At 70.9% G+C, this 22,732-nt stretch carries 18 protein-coding genes; 15 read left to right on the top strand and 3 right to left on the bottom strand.

The features are described from left to right. The first annotated feature begins 203 nt into the window (after nucleotides 1-203). From AB0I83_RS05175 to AB0I83_RS05145, 7 genes are all read left to right on the top strand, one after another. Nucleotides 204-953, top strand: a complete 750-nt coding sequence (locus tag AB0I83_RS05175; protein ID WP_356843641.1) for an alpha/beta fold hydrolase — start codon at nucleotides 204-206, stop codon at nucleotides 951-953. Nucleotides 954-1,035: 82 nt separating this feature from the next. Next, on the top strand, nucleotides 1,036-2,286 hold the full coding sequence (locus AB0I83_RS05170) for a macrolide family glycosyltransferase (protein WP_363303662.1): 1,251 nt from the start codon (nucleotides 1,036-1,038) through the stop codon (nucleotides 2,284-2,286). Continuing rightward, entirely contained in the window at nucleotides 2,283-3,290 is a 1,008-nt protein-coding gene (locus AB0I83_RS05165) for an ATP-binding cassette domain-containing protein (RefSeq protein WP_363303661.1), read from the top strand. The genes AB0I83_RS05170 and AB0I83_RS05165 overlap by 4 nt, the downstream gene beginning before the upstream one ends. After that, a complete protein-coding gene (locus AB0I83_RS05160) occupies nucleotides 3,287-4,090 on the top strand; it encodes an ABC transporter permease (RefSeq protein ID WP_363303660.1) in 804 nt (267 codons plus the stop codon). The genes AB0I83_RS05165 and AB0I83_RS05160 overlap by 4 nt, the downstream gene beginning before the upstream one ends. A gap of 30 nt (nucleotides 4,091-4,120) precedes the next feature. Continuing rightward, nucleotides 4,121-5,347: an aminotransferase class I/II-fold pyridoxal phosphate-dependent enzyme gene (locus AB0I83_RS05155; RefSeq protein ID WP_363303659.1), complete on the top strand. Its 1,227-nt coding sequence runs from the start codon at nucleotides 4,121-4,123 to the stop codon at nucleotides 5,345-5,347. A 64-nt stretch (nucleotides 5,348-5,411) separates the two neighbouring features. Then, nucleotides 5,412-5,855 carry an FdtA/QdtA family cupin domain-containing protein gene (locus tag AB0I83_RS05150; protein WP_363303658.1) on the top strand — a complete coding sequence of 148 codons (444 nt, stop codon included), beginning with the start codon at nucleotides 5,412-5,414 and terminating at the stop codon, nucleotides 5,853-5,855. After that, nucleotides 5,852-6,985, top strand: a complete 1,134-nt coding sequence (locus tag AB0I83_RS05145; protein ID WP_363303657.1) for a DegT/DnrJ/EryC1/StrS family aminotransferase — start codon at nucleotides 5,852-5,854, stop codon at nucleotides 6,983-6,985. The genes AB0I83_RS05150 and AB0I83_RS05145 overlap by 4 nt, the downstream gene beginning before the upstream one ends. An 8-nt stretch (nucleotides 6,986-6,993) precedes the next feature. On the opposite strand, the gene AB0I83_RS05140 is transcribed toward AB0I83_RS05145, so the two are convergent. Beyond that, nucleotides 6,994-8,178 (bottom strand): alpha/beta hydrolase, encoded by a 1,185-nt coding sequence (locus tag AB0I83_RS05140; protein ID WP_363303656.1) that lies wholly within the window; start codon nucleotides 8,176-8,178, stop codon nucleotides 6,994-6,996. 135 nt (nucleotides 8,179-8,313) lie between these two features. Between AB0I83_RS05140 and AB0I83_RS05135 the strand changes: the two genes are divergently transcribed. Both AB0I83_RS05135 and AB0I83_RS05130 read left to right on the top strand, forming a co-directional pair. Beyond that, complete coding sequence (locus tag AB0I83_RS05135; RefSeq protein ID WP_363303655.1) at nucleotides 8,314-9,054, top strand: FkbM family methyltransferase; 741 nt, start codon at nucleotides 8,314-8,316, stop codon at nucleotides 9,052-9,054. Between the two features lie 129 nt (nucleotides 9,055-9,183). Beyond that, complete coding sequence (locus AB0I83_RS05130; RefSeq protein WP_363303654.1) at nucleotides 9,184-10,143, top strand: acyltransferase domain-containing protein; 960 nt, start codon at nucleotides 9,184-9,186, stop codon at nucleotides 10,141-10,143. A gap of 79 nt (nucleotides 10,144-10,222) precedes the next feature. Here the strand turns inward: AB0I83_RS05130 and AB0I83_RS05125 are convergent, their stop codons facing one another. Beyond that, nucleotides 10,223-11,308, bottom strand: coding sequence for an arylcarboxylate reductase (locus tag AB0I83_RS05125; protein ID WP_356535964.1), 1,086 nt, complete (start codon nucleotides 11,306-11,308; stop codon nucleotides 10,223-10,225). A 274-nt stretch (nucleotides 11,309-11,582) separates the two neighbouring features. Between AB0I83_RS05125 and AB0I83_RS05120 the strand changes: the two genes are divergently transcribed. Further along, entirely contained in the window at nucleotides 11,583-14,798 is a 3,216-nt protein-coding gene (locus AB0I83_RS05120) for an FG-GAP-like repeat-containing protein (protein WP_363303653.1), read from the top strand. Between the two features lie 135 nt (nucleotides 14,799-14,933). Here AB0I83_RS05120 and AB0I83_RS05115 read toward each other — a convergent pair whose 3' ends face one another. Then, nucleotides 14,934-16,586 (bottom strand): beta-N-acetylhexosaminidase, encoded by a 1,653-nt coding sequence (locus AB0I83_RS05115; protein WP_363303652.1) that lies wholly within the window; start codon nucleotides 16,584-16,586, stop codon nucleotides 14,934-14,936. A 167-nt stretch (nucleotides 16,587-16,753) separates the two neighbouring features. On the opposite strand from AB0I83_RS05115, the gene AB0I83_RS05110 reads away from it, so the two are divergent. Genes AB0I83_RS05110 through AB0I83_RS05090 form a run of 5 tightly spaced genes read left to right on the top strand, consistent with a single transcriptional unit; the run spans nucleotide 16,754 to nucleotide 22,686 of the window. After that, nucleotides 16,754-18,121 carry a macrolide family glycosyltransferase gene (locus tag AB0I83_RS05110; protein WP_363303651.1) on the top strand — a complete coding sequence of 456 codons (1,368 nt, stop codon included), beginning with the start codon at nucleotides 16,754-16,756 and terminating at the stop codon, nucleotides 18,119-18,121. Next, nucleotides 18,118-18,999 (top strand): glucose-1-phosphate thymidylyltransferase RfbA, encoded by an 882-nt coding sequence (gene rfbA / locus AB0I83_RS05105; protein WP_356535968.1) that lies wholly within the window; start codon nucleotides 18,118-18,120, stop codon nucleotides 18,997-18,999. The genes AB0I83_RS05110 and rfbA overlap by 4 nt, the downstream gene beginning before the upstream one ends. After that, on the top strand, nucleotides 18,996-20,213 hold the full coding sequence (locus AB0I83_RS05100; RefSeq protein ID WP_363303650.1) for a macrolide family glycosyltransferase: 1,218 nt from the start codon (nucleotides 18,996-18,998) through the stop codon (nucleotides 20,211-20,213). The genes rfbA and AB0I83_RS05100 overlap by 4 nt, the downstream gene beginning before the upstream one ends. Next, nucleotides 20,210-21,451, top strand: coding sequence for a macrolide family glycosyltransferase (locus AB0I83_RS05095; RefSeq protein WP_363303649.1), 1,242 nt, complete (start codon nucleotides 20,210-20,212; stop codon nucleotides 21,449-21,451). The genes AB0I83_RS05100 and AB0I83_RS05095 overlap by 4 nt, the downstream gene beginning before the upstream one ends. Beyond that, entirely contained in the window at nucleotides 21,448-22,686 is a 1,239-nt protein-coding gene (locus tag AB0I83_RS05090) for a cytochrome P450 (protein ID WP_363303648.1), read from the top strand. Before AB0I83_RS05095 ends, AB0I83_RS05090 begins: the two co-directional genes overlap by 4 nt. Nucleotides 22,687-22,732 lie beyond the last annotated feature (46 nt).

Below are 22,732 nucleotides of genomic sequence, written 5' to 3'. Positions count from 1 at the left end.
GACCGGGGCCTGGCCCGTTGCGTCGCGTACCAGGTGACCACGGCGGTGGTGACTGGCCCAGCGGGGCAGGGACCGATCTAGGTGTTCACTCAGATCCCCACCACGGAACCTGCCACGGGGCCTCCCGGCGAACTTCTCTGGAGTCCTGCGGCCGACACCTCCCTTCCCCACCTGCGGCCGTGCTCGCGACCAGAGAGGCCGACATGAACGACTCCGATGTGTGGATCCGGCGCTATTTCCCGAGCGCCGGAGCGGCGGTTCAGCTGATCTGCCTGCCGCACGCGGGCGGCTCGGCGCCCTTCTACCGGCCGGTGGCCCAGGCGCTGAGCCCGCGCGTCGAGGTGCTGGCCGTCCAGTACCCGGGGCGTCAGGACCGGCGGCAGGAGCCGCTGATCGATGATCTCGGCACGCTGGCGGACCAGGTGTGCGAGGCGGTGCTGGCCTCCGTGGACCGGCCCTTCGCCCTGTTCGGCCACAGCATGGGCGCGACTCTGGCCTTCGAGGTGGCCTCCCGGCTGGAGCGGGAGCGGCGGGTGCCGCTGCGGGTGTTCGCCTCGGGCCGCAGGGCGCCGTCCCGGCACCGTGACGAGCAGGTCCACCTGCGGGACGACGACGGGCTGGTCCAGGAGCTGCGCGGACTCAGCGGGACCGACCAGCAGGTGTTCGGCGACGAGGAACTGCTGCGCATGGTCCTTCCCGCCATCCGCAACGACTACCGGGCGGCGGAGCGGTACCGGTACGCACCCGGCCCGCGACTGCGGTGCCCGGTCACCGCGCTGGTCGGCGACAACGACCCGAAGGCGACCCTCGACGAGGTCGACGCCTGGCGCGACCACACCGACGGGCCGTTCGAGCTGAAGACGTACGCGGGCGGCCACTTCTACCTCCTCGAACACGCCGCGGACGTCATACGGGTCATCGACGAGCGGCTCGGCGAGCCGGCCCTGCGATGACGGGACCGCTGGTACACGCCGGATCGCGTCCGGAGGCCCACCGAACGACGAACGTGTCCGCCGTGCCGGACGAGGAGGGGTCATGACCACGAAGCACGTGGCGATCTTTGTTTTCCCGGGGTACGGGCACGTCAACCCGACGCTCGAGTTCAGTCGGATGCTCATCTCGCAGGGACACCGGGTCACCTACGTCCTGGACGAGCGCCTCGCGGGGCCGGTGGAGGCCGCCGGGGCAAGGATGGTCGGCTACTCCTCGCGGCGCGGGCGGCTCGCCGCGGGGTCCGGCACCGTCACCGGGGAGGAGATCGGGGCCCTGGGGCTCTCGTTCCTGCGGGAGTCGATGGAGGTGATCCTGCCGCGGACCGTCGAGGCTCTCGACGACGACGTGCCGGATCTGCTCCTGTACGACCTGGAGAGCTTCTTCACGGCGCGGGTCGCCGCGAAGCGCTGGAACAGGGGCACCGCCCAGCTGTTCCCGTACATCGCCACCAACGACCACTACTCGCTGAACATGGAGGTCTTCTCCGGCGCGAGCGAGAACCTCCACAAGTGCGTCGAGCTGGTGGCCCGCTACCTGGCGGACGAGGGTGCGGAACCGGAGGCCGTCTGGCCGCTCCTGGCCAATTTCGACGACCGCAACATCGTGCTGCTGCCGCGGGAGCTGCAGCCGCTCGGCGAGACCTTCGACGAGCGGTACACCTTCACCGGGCACAGCCTTCCCGCGGACCGGAGCGGCACGGGATCGTGGTCCCGGCCTCCCGGCGACGGACCGGTCGCGCTGATCACGCTCGGCACCGAGGTGAACGACCGCCCGGAGTTCTTCGCCACCTGCGGGGAGGCGTTCGCGGACGGCGGCTGGCATCTGGTGGTGACGGTCGGACCGGGCAACCTGCCCGCCGACGGGACGGTGGCCGGGCATGTGGAGATGCACGAATGGCTGGCGTTCAACACGGTCCTCCCCCATGTGTCGGCCGTGGTGTGCCACTCCGGGATGAGCACCATGCTGGAGGCGATCTCCTTCGGCAAGCCGCTGGTCCTCATCACGTACACACCGGAGGACCGGGTGAACGGCGGGCGCATCACCGAACTCGGCCTGGGCGTCGAGGTACCCGGTGCGGAGGCCACCGCCGAGCGGATACGCACCGCCGTGGAGACCGTCGCCGGCGATCCGGACATCCTGCGCCGGGTCGCCCGGATGCGCATGGACATGTTGTCCGCGGGCGGACCGGCCCGGGCCGCGCGGCAGATCGAGGACTGGCTGAACGACCCCATCCCTACGTCTGGAGAACACATGAGGAACACGGCCCCGCCCGAGAGCGCGGGCGCCCGATGACGTACGCCATCGAGACCGAAGGCCTCGTCAAGAACTTCGGGAAGGTCGCCGCGCTCAGCGGGCTGGACCTCGCCGCGCGCACCGGGACCGTGCTCGGCGTGCTCGGCCCCAACGGCGCGGGCAAGACGACGGCGGTGCGCATCCTGGCCTCGCTGATGCGGCCGGACGGGGGCACCGCCCAGGTCTGCGGCTACGACGTGACGCGCCACCCGCACGAGGTACGCCGGATCATCGGCCTCACCGGCCAGTACGCGGCCATCGACCAGGAGCTGACCGGCTCGCAGAACATCTTCATGGTGGCCCGGCTGCTGGGCTTCAGCAGGTCCGGTGCCAGGCGCCGGGCGGCCGAGCTGCTGGAGAGGTTCGGGCTCGGCCACGCCGCCGGGCGCAAGGCGCAGACCTACTCCGGCGGGATGCGGCGCCGGCTCGACCTCGCGGTCAGCCTGGTGGGCGAGCCCCGGGTGCTGTACCTCGACGAGCCGACCACCGGGCTGGACCCGGAGAGCCGGTACGAGCTGTGGGACATCGTGCGCGGTCTGGTCACCGGCGGCTCAACGGTGCTGCTGACCACGCAGTACATGGACGAGGCCGACCGGCTCGCCGACGACATCGTGGTGATCGACGGGGGCGTGGCCATCGCGACCGGCACCCCCGAGGAGCTGAAGACCAAGATCGACCAGCAGACCCTGGAGATCCAGCCCGCCGAGGTGGGCCGGCTCGAGGACACCCTTCGGATCGCGGAGGAGCTCGGCGGGAGTCGGCCGACCGTCCACGGCAACCTGCTGCGCACCCAGGTCAACGACTCGTCGCTGCCGGCCACCCTGCTGCGCCGCCTGGACGACGCCGGTATCGAGGTCACCGAGCTGGCGCTGCGCCGGCCGAGTCTGGACGAGGTGTTCCTGTCGCTGACGGGGCGCCGGGGCAAGGAGGCCCGCGACACGTCCGCGGGCGATGACGCCGTGGGCACCTCGCGTGCGGACGAGACGGAACGGAGCAGCGCATGAGCGCGATCGCCCAACCACCGCTGAGGCACCGGCTGGGGCTCGTGACCACGGTCAGGCACTGCCTGACCCTGACGGGACGCAACCTGCTGCACCTGAAGGCGAACCCGGGCGAGATCATCGGGTTCGCCATCGTGCAGCCCCTGCTGGTGATCGCGCTGCTGGTGTACGTCTTCGGCGGCGCGATCTCCGGGGACACCGAGTCGTATCTGCAGTACGCCCTGCCGGGGCTCCTCGTGCAGTCGTCGGTCACCTCCGTGCTCGCCGCCGGCGCGGGGCTGCACCAGGACATCACCAACGGCGTGTTCGACCGGCTGCGCAGTCTGCCCATCGCGAGGATCGCACCGCTGATGGGGCACCTTCTCGGCAACATGGTGCGGGTCACGGCGGGTCTGCTGATGCTGCTGGTCGTGGGGGCCGCACAGGGCTTCGACATCCGTACCGGGTTCTGGTCCACGATGGGAGCCGTGCTGCTGGCCACGCTCTTCGGCACGGGGCTGGCCTGGATGTCGATGCTGGTGGGCCTGGCGGCGAAGTCCGCGACCACGGTGCACATGTTCAGCGGTGTCCTGCTCGTGCCGCTGACGTTCTGCAGCAACATCTTCGTGCAGACCGAGACCATGCCGGGCTGGCTCCAGGGCTGGGCCGACATCAATCCGATCTCCTACGAGGCGTCCGCGCTGCGCGCGTTGATGACGGGCGGGCCGGTCGGGGACTACGTGTGGTGGACGCTCGGCTGGACCGCCGTCCTGACCGTCGTCTTCGCCCCGCTTGCCATTCAGGCGTACCGGAGACGGGTCTGAACAGACCCGCATGGCAGAGAGAGACATGGGATGAAGAACGGCACGGGGGACCTCGCACTCTTCGGCGGGTCGCCCGCATTCCTGCAGAACCGCCGGGTGGGCCGGCCGAACCAGGGTGACCGCGAACGGTTCCTGGAGCGGATGACGAGGGTCCTGGACAACGAGTGGCTGTCCAACATGGGTCCCCTGATGTACGAGTTCGAGACCCGGGTCGCGGAGCTCGCGGGCGTCCGCCACTGCGTATCGCTCTGCAACGCGACCGTGGCCCTTCAGATGCTGGTGGGCGACACCGCCACCGGCGGGGAGCCAGGCGACGAGGTGATCATCCCGGCACTGACCTTCCCCGCCACCGCTCACGCCGTGCGCTGGCGCGGTCTGCGCCCCGTGGTCTGCGACGTCGACCCGGTGACCGGGCTGATCGACCCCGACCTGGTGGAGGCGCTGATCACCCCGCGTACCCGTGCGGTCATCGGCGTCCACCTGTGGGGTCAGGCCTGCGACGTCCGCCGCCTGGAGAAGATCACCGAGAGCAACGGGCTGCGTCTGTACTTCGACGCGGCGCCGGCCCTGGGCTGCACCTACGGCAGCACGCCGATCGGCGGTCTCGGCCACGCGGAGGTCTTCAGCTTCCACGCCACGAAGGTCGTCAACTCCTTCGAGGGCGGGGCGATCGTGACCGACGACGACGCACTGGCCGAACGGATGCGCGCGGTAAGGAACTTCGGCTTCGGCCAGGACGGCCTCGTCGAGGAGGTGGGCACCAACGGCAAGCTCAACGAGGCGGCGGCGGCGATGGGCCTCACCTCGCTGGACGGGCTGGAGGACACGATCGCCCACAACCGGGCCAACTACGAGACCTACCGGGCGGCGCTCTCCGGCATCCCCGGTGTGCGCCCGGTGGAGTACGACGAGCGGCACCGCAACAGCCACCACTACATGATGATCACCGTGGACCGGGCCGCCGCCGGCCTCCACCGCGACCTGCTGCTCGACGTACTGCGCGCGGAGAACATCCTGGCCCAGCCGTACTTCCCGCAGGCCATGCACCAACTCGCTCCGTACGCGGCCGACTCCCCCGGCCGGCTGCCCCACGCCGAGTCGCTGTGCGAGCAGTTGCTCGCCCTTCCCACCGGCCCGGGGGTCAGCGCGGCCGACGTCGGCATCATCAGCGACGTCGTCCAGGCGACCGTCGCCCACGGACAGGAGGTGACCGGGCTCTGGCACGCCCGGCCCGCCGAGACCGCGGCCACGCGGTAGCGGCACAACGACCAGCATCGCCCGTGCCGGAGAGCACGTCGGACAGGAGCAAGGAGAGGCTGCGATGGCAGCGAACACCACCGGGACGCCCGTCGGAAGGGTCAGGCCCAGTCGGCTCGTCGATCTCGAGCAGCACAAGGACGAACGCGGTCTCATCTCGGTAGTCGAGACGCAGCGGACCGTCGAGTTCCCGATCCGGCGCGTCTACTACCTGCACGACGTGACGAGCGGCTCCGCCCGGGGCGGCCACGCACACCGCGAGCTGGAGCAGCTGTTCATCGCGATCAGCGGCGGCTTCACGATTCTCATCGACGACGGTTTCCAGCAGGCCGAGCACCGGCTGGACTCCCCGGGGACCGCGCTGTACGTCGGCCCGATGGTGTGGCGGACCCTCAGCGACTTCACGCCGGGGGGAGTGTGCCTGGTCCTGGCGTCGCACCACTACGACGAGTCGGACTACTACCGCGAGTACGGCGACTTCCTGCGCGAGAGCCGGGGGCCGGCGTGAACAAGGTCCCCTTCTACGACCTGCGTGAGCTGCATGCGGCCACCGGGACACAGGAGGAGATCGACGCGGCCGTGCTGCGTGTCGCCCGCTCGGGTGTCTATCTGCTGGGACCCGAACTCGACTTTTTCGAGGGGGCGTTCGCGGAGTACTGCGAGAACTCGCACTGCGTGGCCACCGGTAGCGGCCTGGCGGCGCTGGAACTGGCCCTGACCGCGATGGGGGTGGGTCCGGGCGACGAGGTGATCGTCCCCGCTCACACCTTCGTCGCGACCTGGCTGGCCGTCTCGGCGACCGGAGCCCGTCCGGTGCCGGTGGAACCGGGCGATGATTCGTTCCTGCTCGACACGGACCGCCTGGAGGCGGTGCTGACACCGCGCACCCGCGCGGTGGTGCCGGTGCACCTCTACGGTCATCCCGTCGACCTGGACTCGGTGAACCGGTTCGCCGGCCGGCACGGCCTCGCCGTGGTGGAGGACGCGGCACAGGCGCACGGCGCCCGCTACCGGGGGCGCCGCGTCGGCAGCGCCCACGCCGTCGCGTTCAGCTTCTACCCCGGCAAGAACCTCGGCTCCCTCGGCGACGGAGGCGCCGTCGTCACGGGCGACGCGGACCTCGCCGAGCGGCTGAGACTGCTGCGCAACTACGGGGCGCGGGAGAAGTACGTGCACGAGGTGAAGGGAACCAACTCCCGCCTGGACGAGATGCGGGCCGCCGTGCTCGCGGTGAAGCTGCCCCGCCTGGACGGCTGGAACGAGCGGCGCCGCGCCGTGGCCGGGCGCTACACGGAGGCCTTCGCCGGGCTGCCCGGTCTGCGCACCCCGGACGTGGCTCCCTGGGCGGAACACGTCTGGCACCAGTACGTGCTGCGTACCCCGCACCGTGCCGCGATGCGGGACCGGCTGGCTGAGGCCGGCGTGGACACCCTGCTGCACTATCCGGTGGCCAACCACCTCACCCCGGCCTATGCGGGGCAGGGTGTCGAACCCGACGGGGGTCTGCCGCGCACGGAGCGGCTGGCCGGTGAGGTGTTGAGCCTCCCCATCGGTCCGCACCTGCCGGACGAGTCCGTCGAACTGGTCGTCGACGCCGTTCGGGCCGCCGCGCTCGACCTGGCGGCAGCGGCGGTGTGACGGGGCGCTCAGAGGTCACGGGCGTCCGTGCGGGGGCTGTTCCGAGTCGCCAGCACCCAGGCCGCGAAGGACTCGACGGCGTCGACGACCGCCTCGAAGCGCAGCGAGTGGAACAGGTCGAAGGAGTGCTGAGCGCCGGGGAGTTCCGCGTAGACGACCGGCCCGGACGAGGCGTCGGCCAGTCGGCGGGCGAAGGTGCGGGTGTCCTCGACCGGCACGAGGGTGTCCTTGTCGCCGTGCGCCAGGAGGATAGGGGGCGCGTCGGGGCGCAGGTGGTCCGCGGGCGACGACGGCCGTCGACCGTCGTCGGCGACCGGGCCGTGGTAGCCGTAGAGGGAGATGGCCGCGGTCACGCTGGTGTCCGCCTGCTCGAAACCCGGCTGGTACGCCGGGTCGTTGGGCGTCAGGGCCGCCATGCAGGACATGTGGCCGCCCGCCGAACTGCCCGCGACGAACAGGGCTGAGCCGTCCGTGCCGTAGGTCCGGCCGTGCTCCCGTACCCAGGCGATGACCTTCTTGGCGTCGACGAGGGGGGCCGGGAAGCGTGCCTGAGGGCTGAGGCGGTAGTTCGCGCTGACGCACACCCAGCCCTGGCCGGCCAGCCGGTACAGCAGGGGGAGGGCCTCCCGGTCCTTGCGGCCGCTGCGGAAGCCGCCGCCGTGGAAGTAGACGAGGACCGGGGCGCCCTCGGTGATGTCGCCCCGTCGGTAGACATCGAGCAGATTGCGCGGGCCCGCGTCTCCGTAGGGGATGTCCGGGAGGTGCTCGACGTCTCCGCCGCGCACGAGGACGGGCCCGAACAGAATCCGGCCGAGCGGCGGTCTGCGGCGCAGTCGTGCCGCGGTGTCCGGACCGAGATCGCGGCGCCAGTCGACTCCGAGACCGTCGCCCAGGGCGGCTTCCAGGACCGGTCGGGCGCGCAGGGACCGCCGGACGGACAGCACGAGCCCGGCAGTCGTCGCGGCGGCCACGGCCAGCACCACCTGCCCGCCGGCCGAGGACAGATCGTCCTGCGCCGCAGCCAGGAGGGTGGCACCGAGGGTCCAGTAGAGACCGAGGAAGGGCAGTTCGTTGAGCGCCAGGCCGAAACGGAAGCTCATCGCGGCCAGCGCCGGGGTGCCACGCGGGGCGGCAACGGCGAAGAAGGTGCACCACGCGACGAGCGTGATCGCCAGCAGGTAACCGAACGGCATGCCCGGCACTGTACCAACGCGGTCGTCCGACGGGGTTAGAGGTTTTACTAGTCGATCCGAATCGGCCGCCGGCAGGACCTTCCCGGTGGTTAGGATTCTTCAGCCATTCATCATTCGGGCGTCTGAGGGGCGATTGTGGCGGAGCTTGTCGAACTGGGCGACGGCGCCCTGACGGTCTACACGCAGAGCACGCTGGAAGCGCAGTACATCTACGACGAGATATTCGAGCAGGGATGTTACGACACGCTTCGCCTGCCCGAAAAGCCACTGGTATTCGATATCGGCGGAAACATCGGCATGTTCGCCCTGTACATAAAGAACAGGTACCCGGACGCCGAAGTGGTGTCATTCGAGCCGATGCCGGAATCGGTCGAGCTCTTCCACAGGAACGTGGCACTGCACGGCCTCGACGACGTCACTCTGCACACGAAGGCCCTGGGCAGCGAGCGGGAGTCGGATGTCTCCTTCTCGTTCTTCCCGATGCTGCCGGCGAACTCCACCCGGTATCCGGAGATAAAGGAACTGCCCAAGGCGCAGATGGCGGAGAAGGTCGACCAGGCACTGGTCGACCAGATCTACTACGCGCGGAACGTGACGGCCGACGTCGAGCGGCTCGCCGGGTTCCTGCCGGAGGACCGGGACGTCGATCTGCTCAAGGTCGACGTGGAGGGCGCGGAGGCCGACGTACTGCTCGGAGTCGACGCCTCACAGTGGCCGCGCGTCAGGCGCGCGGTCGTCGAGGTCGCCGATCTCGACGGCCAGTTGGAGCGGGTGTGCGACATCCTCCGCACGGCGGGGTTCGACGTCACTCCCGAGCGCGCTCCGCTCACCGAGGAGGAGAACCACTACTACATGGTGCACGCCGAGCGACCCTGAAATCCGGGGTTCCGGTACCGGGACGGGAACCGCACGCGGCCCATTCCCCTGCGAAAGCGCGCAGGAACAAGCACATTCGGGGCCGGCGCGGCGTCGACCGCAGGTCCTTTCCCCTATCGAGGTGACAGCGTGGCCCTGGCATCAATATTCGGAACCAATCTCTTCCACTACGAACCCGACGGTGTCGTCGAGTTCTACGAGGCGTATCCGGCGGTACGCGACTCCTTCGCCCAGGCGTCCAGGTGGACGGGGCTGGACGTCGAGCCGTTGCTGTACCAGAACGGCGCGTACGAGGACGAGTCCGAGCGCATCCAGGCGGTCTCCGTCGGCCTGGCCGCCGCCCAGCTCGGCATCCAGGACGTCCTGGTGGAGAAGGGGCTGCGTCCGGACGTCGTCGGGGGGCTCAGCCTCGGAGGACTGGTGGGCAGCTGTGTCGCCGGCTCCGTGGCGCGCGAGGACCTGATGCGGCTGCTGGTGGCGTCCGACCACAACCCCGAGCGGCCCGACGCGAACCGGGCCGAAGGTCTCGCCGCGTGCTATCTGGGCCTGGACTTCGAGCCCGACCACTACTACGGCGACGGGCGCGAAGGGGTCTTCCTCAGCGCCGACTTCGGGTGCGATGCCGAGGGCAAGGTCCGGATCGCCATGCTCAGCGGATACCGCGACGCGCTGGAGAGGCTCGCCGCCGAGGTGCCGGAGGGCCTGGTCAACGTCACCGAGGGTGCGGACCTCGCGGTGCACAGCCCGCTGCGGGAGCACTCGCGGTCGCTGCTCAGGGCCGAGGTCGCCCCGCTCACGTTCGCCGATCCGCGGCTGCCGCTCTGCTCCTGTCTGGAGCAGCGCACGCTGCGCACCGCGGAGGAGGTGCGCGAGATGTTCGCGGACAACGTGGTGAAGGCGATCAGCCTCGTGCACGTGAACGAGGAGATGCGGCTGCACGACACCGAACTCGCCCTCGTGGTGGGCCCGTCGCCCGTGATGAACGTGCTGCGGTACCCGTTCCCTACGGTCTTCGTCGACTCCCCCGCCGCGGTGCCGCAGGCCGTCGCGGCCGTCTTCGAGCACGGCGTCCGACTGCGGCGGGCCTGACACCACGGGTGTGGGGAGGGCGCCCGCGCACTCCCCACCCCGGCGCGCTCCCCGCCTCGGGGCCCTTCCCCGCTCAGGCTCAGTAGAGGCCCTCGGGCCGGTCGGCGGAGACCTTCAGGGGCTGTACGTTGGCGACGCCGTCGCAGGGCCATTCGGGCCCGGTGCGGTAGCGGATCGCCTGGTCGCGTTCGAGGACGTTGGGCAGGAACAGGTCCTCCTGGAGCACGGTCAGCCGCACCTGTCCCACCTCGCCGTACTCCACGGTCCGGGTCGGGTCGTTCCTGTCGACGACGGCCGTGGTCGTGTGCGGGAAGCCCGGCACGTAGGGAAGGGTGGCGCCGCCGTCGGGCGAGGGCAGCCCGTAGTTGTTGCCGAAGGTGTTGCCGTAGATGGCGCCGATGATGCCGTTCGGCATGGCCTCGGCGATCCTGCGGTAGCCGTCCGGGGTCAGCTGCGTGCCGCCGAGGGCGACACCCGAGAGGCGGGCCACCAGGTCGGGGCGGTGGTTGATCAGGGCCTGGACGGTGGCGGGGGTGGTGCGCAGGTAGTCGACGTGGCGGGTGTCCAGCACGTCGACGATCTGCTGGGTGACGTGGTCGACGTACTCCTGCATCTCGGCGAGGCGGCCGCCCCGGATCAGCGTCTTGATCCACCGGGGGTCCATGTCGATGGCGTACACCGTGGCGCCGAACAGCTGCGCTATGTGGTCGAGTTCCTGGCCGACGACGTGCGGGCCGCTGGGGCCGGCGTCCAGCCAGACCCGGCCGGGCCGGAAGCCGGCGGCCACCCGGTTGCGGTGGTGCCAGGCCGTCCAGTGCAGAGCCATCGCCTCGGTGTAGTGGACGCGGCAGGGCCTGCCGGTGGTGCCGCCCGACTCGAAGATCCTGCCGTTGAGCGGCCGGGGCACGGCCTGCGGCACGAGGTCGGCGGGGTCGAGGTCCCGCAGCAGCGTCAGGTCGAAGTTGCCGAAGGCCGACAGCTCGTCGTAACGGGTGATCTCCAGGGGATCGAAGTCCAGCTCCCCGCGCTGCTTGAGCCAGTACGCGGAACCGTCGTCAGGGTCGAAGTGCCGCCGCAGCACGTGCCGCGTCCAGGCGTCCAGGTCCTGCGCCAGCCAGCTATCGGTCAACGCCTTGAGCGTCTCCATGCGCATCTTCACCAACATGGGCGCCAGTATCCGCACGGCACGGTGAGGGAATCCCTAGTGTGACTCACCCGGAATCACCGGCATGGCCCGTAGTCGGCGGACAGCCCTCGGCGCCCCAGGAACACGGCACGATCCGACGGCCGGGAGCGGGCGGACGTCACGCCCTTGAACAGGTTCGAAACTGGATGTCGCCTGGTGATCCATCCTGGTAATGTCGCCCTCTCGCGCGGGGACGAGCGGCGGTTCCACGGGCGCCTCCCCCGCGTCGATCGCCTTGGGGAGGGGCTCTTTCGTGATTCGTCCGCTCTACAGACGGGCCACGCGCAGGCAGCGCGCGCTCGGTCTCGTCTCTCTCGCCGTCACGCTCGTCGTGACCTCCGGGATCGGCACCGCTGCGGGGGCGGCCGCCGCCGATCCCGTTGGCACGTCCGCCGATCCCGTGGTAATCAGTCCGGGCGCGCGTTTCGTGCCCCGTGCCACCATCGTCCTGAACGCCGGTGAGACCGGGTTCCTCACGGCCCAGGAGGGAGACGACCGCCTCCGCTGGATCGACTACGACACCGGTGCGACGGCCGTTCTGGAGAACCGGCTGCCTGAGCCCCTCACCTACGACGTGGACGAGTTCCGCTTCGGCAAGTACCCGTCGGACTTCGGCCATGGCTCAGACACCGTCGCCCTCTACGCGGAGTCCCCGGCCCCCCACGTGACGCTGCAGCAGCGGGCCGGCGGCGGACCAGTGGCCAGGGTGCCGATCCCGGAGGGCCAGACCTACGCCGCCACCTACGGCGACACCGTCATCACCCGGACCGGTGCCGAGAAATCCACCACGAGCCTGCACCTTCTGCGGCTTGAGGACGGCGAGGTGCGGGATCGGAAGCTGGAAGGTATGCCGGAGGGGTGGAATCTCACCGTCGGCGAGGGCGACGCCCGGTCCGTCGCGGTGCGTGGCATCAAGTGGGAGGACACCACGATGTCCCAGGGGTGGTGGGTCGTCGACCTCGCCACCGGCAGGACCAAGGCCCTCTCCACGCAGGGCGAGAGCGTCTCCTTCGACCGTGACAGCGTCTTCCACCTCGGTGCCCCGTCCGGCGACGCCGCACAGGTCTACCGCCGTGACGACCTGGACGCGGAGCCGACGACCCTTGACCTGCGGGACGTGGCCTCGTACGACGACGTCGTGAGGCGGCTCGGCGACGACTTCGTCACCGTCACCCCGCCCAACCCCGGCGACAGCGAGTACCGAGGCAACGACCTGGTCCTGCGCGACGCCACGGGAAGCTGGAATTCCCTGCTTGCCGTCGCCTCTCCCTCGGTGCACCGCACGCCCGACGGTTCACTGCTGGTGGCCGGCGCCGAGGCGGACACCACCTACGGCGCGCTCGAGTGGGGGTACTACCTCTTCACCCCTGCCGAGGACGGCACCGTCATCCGCAAGCGTGTGGCGGACATCGCGGACCGGGAGGCCGAGCCGGCCGGTATCTCACTGGGCAGCGGCATCCTGACCACGTCCGACGACTCGCTGCACTATGCCCCCGGCACCACCATCGGCGGCTACCGGAGCACCTGGTTGAAGACATCCGGCCGTCCTGAGGAGCTGAACTCGACCGTCGACGGCGTGGTGTCCGGCCGGGACGACGACTGCGGCTCGACGGAAAGCGCCTACTGCGTGTCGATGTTCGCCGGCGGCGACGGGCACCACGGCCGCAAGGCGGCGACCGAGCAGGACGTGACCATGCTCTACCGCAACGGCGCCGAGGACTGGGGCCCGAGGGTGAACTCCGGACTCGGCAGCCCGCAACTGATCGACCTGTCAGGCCGGTTCGGCGTTGTGAACCAGGCGTGGGGCGGCAAGCAGGCGGTCCTCCACTTCAAGGACGCCGACTCCGGGGGCGTGCTCCTCAACCGCGAGCCGGTCGCGTCCTCCGTCTGGGGCGACACCTTGTGGAGCGCCCTCGGCCGATGGGACGACACCGGTTCCGGTGTGCCCACCGGAGTGGCGACGAAGAACCTGTCGACGGGTGCCGCCGGCGAGTCCTTCGACCCGGGCTGCGTCCCCAGTGACCTCCAGGCCGTCGGCCGCTGGGTGTACTGGCGGTGCAGTGACTACTGGCATGACTTCAAGGGCGCAGGCGTCTACGACCGGCAGGCCAAGCGATCGCTGAAGCTCGGGCCCGACGAGACGCTCCTCGCCGACGGCTACCTGGTCCGCCGCTCCGACGCGGCCGGTCTCACTCTCGTCGACCTGCACAACGGTTTTCCGGCCGGCGGCAAGGAGGCCGACCTGCCCCAGCGGGTGGTCGCCACCTCCACCGACCTCGGCGACCGGACCGTGCGGCGTTCCGGGTGGACCGTCGACCGCTTCGGTGGTCACGTCGCCTACACCGGCGGGGACCGCCGGGTGAGGATCGTCCCTTCCGGCGTTCCGGCCTCCCAACTCGCCGTCATCGACGCCGATACTCCTGCTGTGGATATCAAGGCGGCTGAGTGGAAGCCGCGTTGGTGGCTGTCGAAGCCGGCTGGGTCGTGGTCACTGACGCTGAGGAACAAGGCGACGGGCGAGACCGTACGGGCCATCACCGGCGGGGAGGCCCGGGGGCTGGTCGCTCCGTCATGGGACGGGAAGGACTCGGCCGGGAGGTACGTCGTGAACGGGCCTTACACCTGGACCCTGGCCGCGAAGCCCGCCGACGGCGTCCAGCCGGACCTCTCTTCGACGGGAACGGTACAGGTGACCGGCGGTGCAGCCGTGCGCCGCGACTATGTCGGTGCCGACGGATACCCGGACCTCTACGCCCGAGGCACCGACGGCTCCCTGCTCGTCTACCGGGGCAACGCCTCCGGCACCGTGTCGGCGAAGGCCGACGGCGGGATCTGGCCCACCACCTCCACCCTCGTGCCCTTCGGCGACCTCGACGGCGACGGTGCCAACGACACCCTGGTCACGGACAAGGACGGCTTCCTGTACCGCTACTCCCCCGAGCGCGGGGCGGTCGTCACCCCGGGCACCCCGTCGGCGAAGTTCGGCGGCGGGTGGACCGCCTTCGACGGCCTGACCTACTCGGGCGACCTGACCTACGACGCCATCCCTGACCTGGTGGCCCGGCAGACCGCGACCGGTGACCTGTACCTGTTCGCAGGCACCAGGACGGGCGGCCTCACCCGCATCGGTCGGATCGGCACCAGTTGGAAGAACCTGACCATCGTCGGCGCGGGCGACCTCAACGGCGACAAGCACGGCGACCTAGTGGCCCGCACCACCAACGGCGACCTCTACCGCTACTACGGCACCGGTACGGGCACCATCTCCTCCGGCACGAAGATCGGCACCGGCTGGGGCGGCATGGCCGACTTCGTCGGCATCGGCGACCTCACCGGCGACGGCAAGGACGACATCCTCGGCCGCACGACGGGCGGCGACCTCTACCGGTACGCCGGCAACGGCACCGGTGGCATCGGCTCAGGTGCCAAGATCGGCACCGGCTGGAAGAGCTTCGCGAGCGTGCGCTAGAAAACGCGGCGTAGGGCCCGCCGGACTCCGGTGGGCCCTACGCCTTCTCATCGATCCACGACGGCTGCCCGGGCATCCCGGGCAACGTCAGCAGCACCGGCCGGGACCTCCGCCCCGGATCCGGTCCTTGGTCGCTCAGCTGCCGAGCGGCCAGGGCACGTCCGGTGCCTGGTAGTAGTTCACGCGTGCCTCACGCAGTCGCGGGCCCTGCGCGGCGAGGCGCTCCCTGAAGGTGTTCCAGTCGTGCGCGGAAGCCTTCGCCCAGCCGATCTCGGCGACCGAGAGCAGGCGCGGGAAGGCGAGGTCCTCGGCCTGGCGGATGCCGAAGATGGTCTCGGTCCACAGCGCGGACTCGACTCCGGCGATCGCGTTCTCGGGCAGACCCGCCAGCTGCTCCTCCGGCTTCCAGCCGTAGGAGTCCTCCACCGTGGAGGTGCCGGCCCAGGAGTTGCCGATCGGGTACTCGGGTGCCGTCTCGTCGTACTTCATGTCGAGGTAGGTGTGGGCCGACGGTGCCATGACGACCTTGCCGCCCGCCTCGGCCGCCGCGATGACGCGGTCGTCGTTGATCCCGGCCGCCCAGAACCCGGTCATGGAGCCGGCGGCGGGCATCGAGCCGGCCGCGTCCTGCCAGCCGTAGATCTTCTTGCCGTGCTTCTCCACCAGCTTGGCGATCTTCGTGAAGTAGGCGTCCCGGTCGGCCTCCGGGATGTCCTGCGTCTCGTCACCGCCGACGTGGATGTACGGGCCGGGTGTGAGAGCGGCGACCTGGCCGATCACGGCGTCCATGAGCTCGTACGTGTCGGGGTCGTCCAGGCAGAGGCGCCCCTCCGGGCTCGGTACGAAGCCGGTGTAGGGCTCCAGCGCCTTGCCGTCGCAGTTGAGCTTGCCGTAGGAGGCGAGCGCCGCGTGCATGTGCGCGGGACCCTCGACCTCGGGTATCACCGTGACCCCGCGCGCCCAGGCGTACCGGACGATGCTCGTGTACTGCTCCTGCGTGAAGAAGCCGCCGTTCATGCCGCCGACGCCGGACGCGCCGCCGGTCTTGGTCAGCTCCGGCCAGTCCTTGATCTCGAGGCGCCAGCCCTGGTCGTCGATCAGGTGCAGGTGCAGGTAGTTGATCTTGTAGCGGGCGATGGTGTCGATGTACTTCCTGACGTCGGGCTCCGGCAGGAAGTGCCGGGCCACGTCGAGCATCGCACCGCGGTAGCCGTAGCGCGGCTGGTCGGTGATCCGGCCGCCCTGGACACGCCAGGGACCGGCCGTCCGCTGCTGTCGCTCCACCTTCGCCGGCAGGAGCTGGCGCAGTGTGGCCACGCCGTTGAACAGGCCCGCTCGTGCGTCGGCCTGGATGGTGACCGCCTTGGAGGTCACGTCCAGCTGGTACCCCTCCGCGTGGGTGACCTTGTTGGCGCCGCCGAGCGCCAGCACGATGCCCTCGGGCTTCGCACCCCCGGTGAGGGTGCGCACCGGCAGGGCGAAGCCGGTGGGCTTGCGCAGCAGTCCGGCGACGAACTCGGCGGCGGCCTTGGCGTCGGCGGAGCCTCCGGTCGCGTACACCGCGTCGCCCCTGTCGAGGTCGAACGCGACGTTGCCCGTGGTGCGCACCGAGACGGGCTTCGGGACGACCTGGGTGAGGGGGGTGGCGCCCTCGGCCCCCGAGGAACTGCCGAACGACGCCGTCGCCACCGTGACGCTGGCCGTGATCGCGACAGCGACGCCGACGATCGTGACCTTCATGCGCCGGCTGCGGAGGCGGTGGCCCGGCGGACTCTCGCTTGCGTTCATCTCTGACCGTGTCTTTCTTCCGAGGCTGTTCCGATGTCCTGAATCCATCGCCACCCAGCTTGGTCAAGACTCTCTAGAGGGAGACCTAGTCTTCGGGGTCCAGCAAGAGACCTAGTCCTGCGTCCGGCCGCTCGATGGGGCCGACGGGGCGTGTACATACTCGCGCCGTGAATGGACGACCGGAGCAGGACGCAGCCCGAGAACCGCGACCCCGGCACGGACCGGAGCACGAGGGGGAGCGGCCGTACGCACCCCCGCACGACCGTGGTGGACGCGCCGGTCACATCGGTGTGTTCACCTTCCCCGCGTACGCGCACATCGCACCGGCGGTGCCGATGCTGGCCGAACTGGTGCGGCGCGGGCACCGGGTGACCTGCTTCGTCGCGGACCGCTTCGCCGATCTGGTGCGGGAGGCGGGTGCGGAGGCCGTCGTCTATCCGTCGGAGTTCCCCTGGTCCGACGGGGCGACCGGGTCGGTGCTGGACGGCATCCTCGACTTCTTCGCGGAGTCGATCGCCCCGCTGGAGACGGCCGTGGCCCGCTTCCGGGACGACCCGCCGGACCTGCTGGCCCACGACCTGGCGGCGTCGGAGGCGGCGCGTCTGCTGGCCAGGGCGTGGGACGTCCCGGTGGTGCAGCTGTGCCCCACCATCGCCTCGAGTCCCGGCTTCTCGATGTCGGAGTGCCAGGCGCGCGAGGTGACGGGCCCGCCGCCGGGACCGGTCGACCCGGAGAACCCGGCCATCACGGACTTCGTCGCGCGCAAGCGGCGGCTGCTCACCGGGCTCGGCATCGACGGCGCGCCGCTGGACGGCTTCGGGGCGGAGGACGGCGCCAACATCGTGTTCCTGCCGAAGGCGTTCCAGGTCGCCCCGGAGACCTTCGACGACCGGTTCGCGTTCATCGGCCCGTGCCTCGCCGAGGCGCCGGCCAAGGACGAGGGGTGGCAGCCCCCGGAGGGCCGGGAGGTGCTGCTGCTCTCGCTGGGCAGTTCGTACACCCCCGACCAGGCCGACTTCCTGCGCTCCTGCGTCCAGGCGCTCGCCGACTCGCCCTGGCACGTGGTGGTCACCCTGGGCCACCGCGTCACGCCCGACGAACTCGGCCCGCTGCCGGACAACGTCGAGGCACACCGGTGGCTGCGGCACCCCGAAGTCCTGCGCCACGCCTGCGCGTTCATCACGCACGCCGGCATGGGCAGCGTCATGGAGTCCCTGTCGTACGGGGTCCCGATGGTGCTCGTGCCCTATCACATCGACCAGCGGGTCATCGCCCGGCAGGCGGCGGACCTCATGCTCGGACGCGTCCTGCTGCGGGAGGGGGACACCGGCGCCGAGGCGCTGCGTGCCGCGGTCGGCGACGTCACGACCAGCCCCGGTGTCTCGGCCGCCGTGGCCGAGATGCGCCGGCAGGTGCGGGAGGCGGGCGGCGCGGCGCGCGGCGCCGACGCCGTCGAGTCCCTGATGCGTCTTCCCGGAACACCCACGCGCCCACGCACCCACGAAGCGCCACCTACGGAAGTGACTCACCCATGAAGGGCATCATCCTCGCCGGGGGCGCCGGAACACGCCTGCACCCCGTCACGCTCGCCGTGTCCAAGCAACTGCTCCCCGTCTACGACAAGCCGATGATCTACTACCCGCTGTCCGTGCTCATGCTCGCGGACATCCGGGACATCCTCATCATCTCGACGGCCGAGGACCAGCCTCTCTTCCAGCGCCTGCTGGGCGACGGCTCGGAGCTCGGCCTGCGTCTCTCGTACGCCGTGCAGACCGAGCCCAACGGGTTGCCCGAGGCGTTCGTCATCGGCGCCGACTTCATCGGCGACGACTCGATCGCGCTGATCCTGGGCGACAACATCTTCCACGGCCCGGGGCTGACCGACCTCCTGCGCACCAGCCGCGAGAACCTGGACGGCTGCGTGCTGTTCGGCTACCGCGTGTCCGATCCGGAGCGCTACGGCGTGGGCGAGGTCGACGACCAGGGCAGGCTGATCGCCATCGAGGAGAAGCCGACGGCGCCGCGCACCAACCGCGCCATCACCGGCCTGTACCTCTTCGACAACCGCGCCCTCGACATCGCGAAGAACCTCACCCCGTCGGCACGCGGCGAGCTGGAGATCACCGACGCGATCCGGCCCTACCAGGAGGAGGGCCGGGCCAAGGTCATCGACCTGGGCCACGGCTTCGCCTGGCTGGACACCGGGACCCACGACTCGCTGATCGACGCGGGCCAGTACGTGCAGGTCCTGGAGCGGCGCCAGGGCGTACGCATCGCCTGCATCGAGGAGATCGCGCTGCGGCGCGGGTTCATCGACGCCGACGCCTGCCACCTGCGCGGGGCGCGCCTGCCGAAGTCGGGTTACGGCGAGTACGTCATGGACATCGCCAGGAAGCACAGGGAGCTCGCATGACCGCCCCGCACATCGCCTTCTTCAACTACGCGGCGCACGGCCACGTGAACCCCACTCTGCCCGTCGTCGCCGAACTGGTGCGCCGCGGGAACCGGGTGACGTACGTGGTGGCCTCCCAGTTCGCGGACGTCGTTGCCGCGACCGGCGCCGAGGTGCTCGCCTACGAGTCCGTCGTGCCGAAGTCCTGGAGCACGGTCGCCATCCCCGCGAAGATCACCGGCGACGACATGGCCGAGGCCGCCGTGGGGCACCTCTCCGAGGCGTTCGCACCGCTCCCCCAGGCCGTACGCAGGTTCGAGGACGACCGGCCGGGCCTGATGGTGTACGACGCGTTCGGCTTCGCCGCCGGGCGGCTGCTGGCCCGCAAGTGGGAGCTGCCCTCGGTGCTGACCGCGACGACGTTCGTGGTCGGCGACCACAGCAATCCGTACGCGGAACTCGCGGCGACCATGACCCCGCCGGACCCGGGCCACCCCGCCCTCGCCAAGCACCGCGAACTGCTGCGCGCCACACTGGACGAGCACGGTCTGCGCGACCTGTCGAACGAGGACTTCCTCGGCGCGGCCGAGGAGCGGACGATCGCCTTCGTGGCACCCGAGTTCCAGCCGGGCTCCGAGACGTTCGACGAGCGGCACGTCTTCGCCGGGCCCTGCATCGGGGACCGGGCGCACCAGGGTGAGTGGCAGCGGCCCGACGACGGACGCCCGGTCGCGCTCGTCGCACTCGGCAGTTTCGGGTACGAGAACCAGGCGGCCTTCTACCGCGACGCCGTCGAGGCCCTGGGTGACCTGCCCTGGCACGTGGTGATGTCCGTCGGCGGCCTGGTCACCGCCGAGGACCTCGGCCCGCTGCCGGCCAACGTCGAGGTGCACCCCTGGGTGCCCCAGCTGTCGGTGCTCAGGCACGCGTCGGCGTTCGTCTCGCACGCCGGCATGGGCAGCACCATGGAGTCGCTCTCCTTCGGCGTGCCCCCGGTCCTGGTGCCCCGCACGGGCGAGCAGGACCTGGTGGCCGCGCGGGTGGCCGAGCTCGGTCTGGGACGCGCCATCGCACCGTCGGACCTGACCCCGCAGGGGCTGCGGTCGGCGGTGCTCGACCTCCACGCCGACGAGGCGACCCGTGGCAGGGTGCGGGAGCTGGCGGCGAGCATCGCCGCGCGTCGCGGTCCCTCGCTCGCCGCCGACACGATCGAGGCCCGGCTGGCCGCGTCATGACGCCCGCGTCCGGCGGCCCCCCGCCGGGGCGGCCCCTGCACCTGGCCTTCCTGCCCTATCCGGCGTACGGGCACATGATGCCGGTGCTGCCGGTGGTGGCCGAACTCGTCGCGCGGGGGCACCGGGTGACCTGCTTCACCACGGACGAGTTCACGGACCGGGTCCGCGCCACGGGCGCCGACGCCCGCCCGTACGAGCCGCCGCTGTCCTCGGCGCCTCCGCCGGACGTCATCGACGCCGACGAGTGCGCGCGGGCCCCGCTGAAGCTCCTCGAAGCGAGCACCGACGTGCTCCCGTCGATCGAGAAGTGCTTCGAGGACGCGTCGCCGGACGCGGTCGTCTACGACACCACGCTGTGGCTGACGGGCAGGCTGCTGGCCGCCCGTCGGCGTCGGCCGAGTGTGCAGCTGTCGCCGACCTTCATCTCCAACGAGCACTTCGACCTGTCAAGCCGGCACCAGGAGTTCGCCGGACGCATCGACCCGGCGCACCCGGCGATCGTCGAGTTCGGTCGGCGGCTGACCGAGATCGTGCGGGGCAGCGGCCTGGCTCCCGAACAGCAGGCCGAACTCTTCTACGGGCGGGAGGAGTTCACCGTGGCGTTCGTGCCGCGCGAGCTCCAGTTCGCCGGTGACACCTTCGACGGCCGGCAGGTCTTCGTGGGTCCGACCACCGGCGCGGGCGACGAGTCCTGGGAGCCCCCCGCGGACGGGCGGCCGGTCCTGCTGGTCTCCCTCGGCACCACCGTGAACAACCGGCCGGGCTTCTTCCGCCGGTGCGTCGAGGCCTTCGCCGATCTGCCCTGGCACACCGTGCTCGCCCTCGGCAACCGGGTCTCCCCCGAGGAACTCGGCCCGCTGCCCGCCCATGTGGAGGCGCACAGCTGGGTCCCGCTGCCCGCCGTACTGCCGCACACCTCGGTCTTCCTGTGCCAGTCGGGCATGGGCAGCATCCTGGACGCGCTGCGCGCCGACGTACCGATGGTCGTGGTCCCGCACCACCCCGAGCAGCACGTGAACGCGGCCCGGCTGAGCGAGCTCGGCCTGGCCAGGACGGTGCGGCGCGAGGACGTGTCGGCTCAGGCGCTGCGGGACGCCGTGCTCGGGGTCGCGGACGACACCGCGCTGCGCGAGAGGGTGCGGGCGATGGGCCGCCACGTCCGCTCGGCCGGCGGCGCGGCGAAGGCGGCGGACGCGATCGAACAGCGGCTGCTCGCCGCTCCACCGGAGGTGTCGTGAACCAGCCCCCCGCAGAGGACGAACGGATACCGGTCACCCTGCCGGTGGCCCGGACCTGCCCCTTCGATCCGCCGCCCGAGTACACGGCGCTGCGCGAGAGGTCCCCGGTGGCCCCGCTGGAGCTGACCGTCGGCCCCGGTGACGGCCGGGGCTGGCTGGTCACCCGGCTCGCCGACGCGCGGGCGGTGCTCAGCGACCGCAGGTTCAGCCACCGCAACGAGCTGATCGGCCTGCCGATCCCGCCGCCGTTCCCGATGGACGCGTACGCGCCGCCGCCCGCGGGACCGGGTGCCTTCATCAAGATGGACCAGCCGGACCACTCCCGCTACCGGCGCTTCCTCACCCGCCGGTTCACCATGCGGGCCGTCGCCGGGCTGACCCCGATGATCGAGAGGGCGACACGGGAGCACCTCGACGCGATGGCGGCCTCCGCGCCGCCCGCGGACCTGGTCGCCGTGTTCGCCGAACCGCTCCCGGTCCTCGTCATGTGCGAGATGCTCGGCGTGCCGGCCGCCGTACGTGAGCCGCTCGCCCGGCACTTCGCCGTGCTGTCCCGGATGCGGTACGGGGTGGAGGAGCTGATCACCGCCTGTACGGCCATCGCGGAGGCCCTGCGGGAGCTGGTGGAGACCAAGCGCGCCGAGCCGGGCGCGGACCTGCTGAGCGACCTGGTCTCCGGCGGTGGGCTCACCGACGAGGAGATCGTGAACATCGCCTGGGCACTGCTCGGCGGCGGCTTCGACACGACGGCGAACATGCTGGCCCTCGGCACGTTCTCGCTGCTGGAGCATCCCGATCAGCTCGCCCTGCTGCGGTCCCGCCCGGAGCTGACGGACAACGCCGTCGAGGAGCTGCTGCGCCACCTGACCATCTCCCACCTGGGGGCGAGCCGGGCCGCTCTGGAGGACGTCGAGCTGAACGGCACCCTGATCAGGGCGGGCGACACCGTCGTGGTCGCCCTGCCGTCGGCGAACCGCGACCCCGCGCACTTCGCCGACCCGGACCGGCTGGACATCACCGCTCCGACGCAGGGCCACGTGGCGTTCGGGCACGGTGAGCACCAGTGCGTCGGCCAGCACCTGGCGCGCAGCGTGCTGCGCATCGCCCTGCCGGCGCTCTTCGACCGCTTCCCGGACCTGCGGCTGGCCACCGCCGCCGAACAGGTGCCGCTGCGCTCCGACATGCTGCACTACGGCGTCCACGAACTGCCGGTCACCTGGGGCACCGGGCACTGAGTCCGGCGGGCACGCGGAAGCGGCGGTGGTGCGGACTTCCCGCACC

It is taken from the genome of Streptomyces sp. NPDC049970, assembly GCF_040660235.1.
Taxonomy (GTDB): Bacteria; Actinomycetota; Actinomycetes; order Streptomycetales; family Streptomycetaceae; genus Streptomyces.
The sequence above is the reverse complement of the archived record's forward strand: the minus strand, read 5'-3'. Positions and strand labels throughout refer to the sequence as shown.

What these genes read in the sequence shown, in the direction of transcription:
- AB0I83_RS05175 (WP_356843641.1), top strand. Translation starts at nt 204, where the DNA reads ATGAACGACTCCGATGTGTGGATCCGGCGCTATTTCCCGAGCGCCGGA.
- AB0I83_RS05170 (WP_363303662.1), top strand. Translation starts at nt 1,036, where the DNA reads ATGACCACGAAGCACGTGGCGATCTTTGTTTTCCCGGGGTACGGGCAC.
- AB0I83_RS05165 (WP_363303661.1), top strand. Translation starts at nt 2,283, where the DNA reads ATGACGTACGCCATCGAGACCGAAGGCCTCGTCAAGAACTTCGGGAAG.
- AB0I83_RS05160 (WP_363303660.1), top strand. Translation starts at nt 3,287, where the DNA reads ATGAGCGCGATCGCCCAACCACCGCTGAGGCACCGGCTGGGGCTCGTG.
- AB0I83_RS05155 (WP_363303659.1), top strand. Translation starts at nt 4,121, where the DNA reads ATGAAGAACGGCACGGGGGACCTCGCACTCTTCGGCGGGTCGCCCGCA.
- AB0I83_RS05150 (WP_363303658.1), top strand. Translation starts at nt 5,412, where the DNA reads ATGGCAGCGAACACCACCGGGACGCCCGTCGGAAGGGTCAGGCCCAGT.
- AB0I83_RS05140 (WP_363303656.1), bottom strand. Translation starts at nt 8,178, where the DNA reads ATGCCGTTCGGTTACCTGCTGGCGATCACGCTCGTCGCGTGGTGCACC.
- AB0I83_RS05125 (WP_356535964.1), bottom strand. Translation starts at nt 11,308, where the DNA reads ATGTTGGTGAAGATGCGCATGGAGACGCTCAAGGCGTTGACCGATAGC.
- AB0I83_RS05115 (WP_363303652.1), bottom strand. Translation starts at nt 16,586, where the DNA reads ATGAACGCAAGCGAGAGTCCGCCGGGCCACCGCCTCCGCAGCCGGCGC.
- rfbA (WP_356535968.1), top strand. Translation starts at nt 18,118, where the DNA reads ATGAAGGGCATCATCCTCGCCGGGGGCGCCGGAACACGCCTGCACCCC.
- AB0I83_RS05100 (WP_363303650.1), top strand. Translation starts at nt 18,996, where the DNA reads ATGACCGCCCCGCACATCGCCTTCTTCAACTACGCGGCGCACGGCCAC.
- AB0I83_RS05095 (WP_363303649.1), top strand. Translation starts at nt 20,210, where the DNA reads ATGACGCCCGCGTCCGGCGGCCCCCCGCCGGGGCGGCCCCTGCACCTG.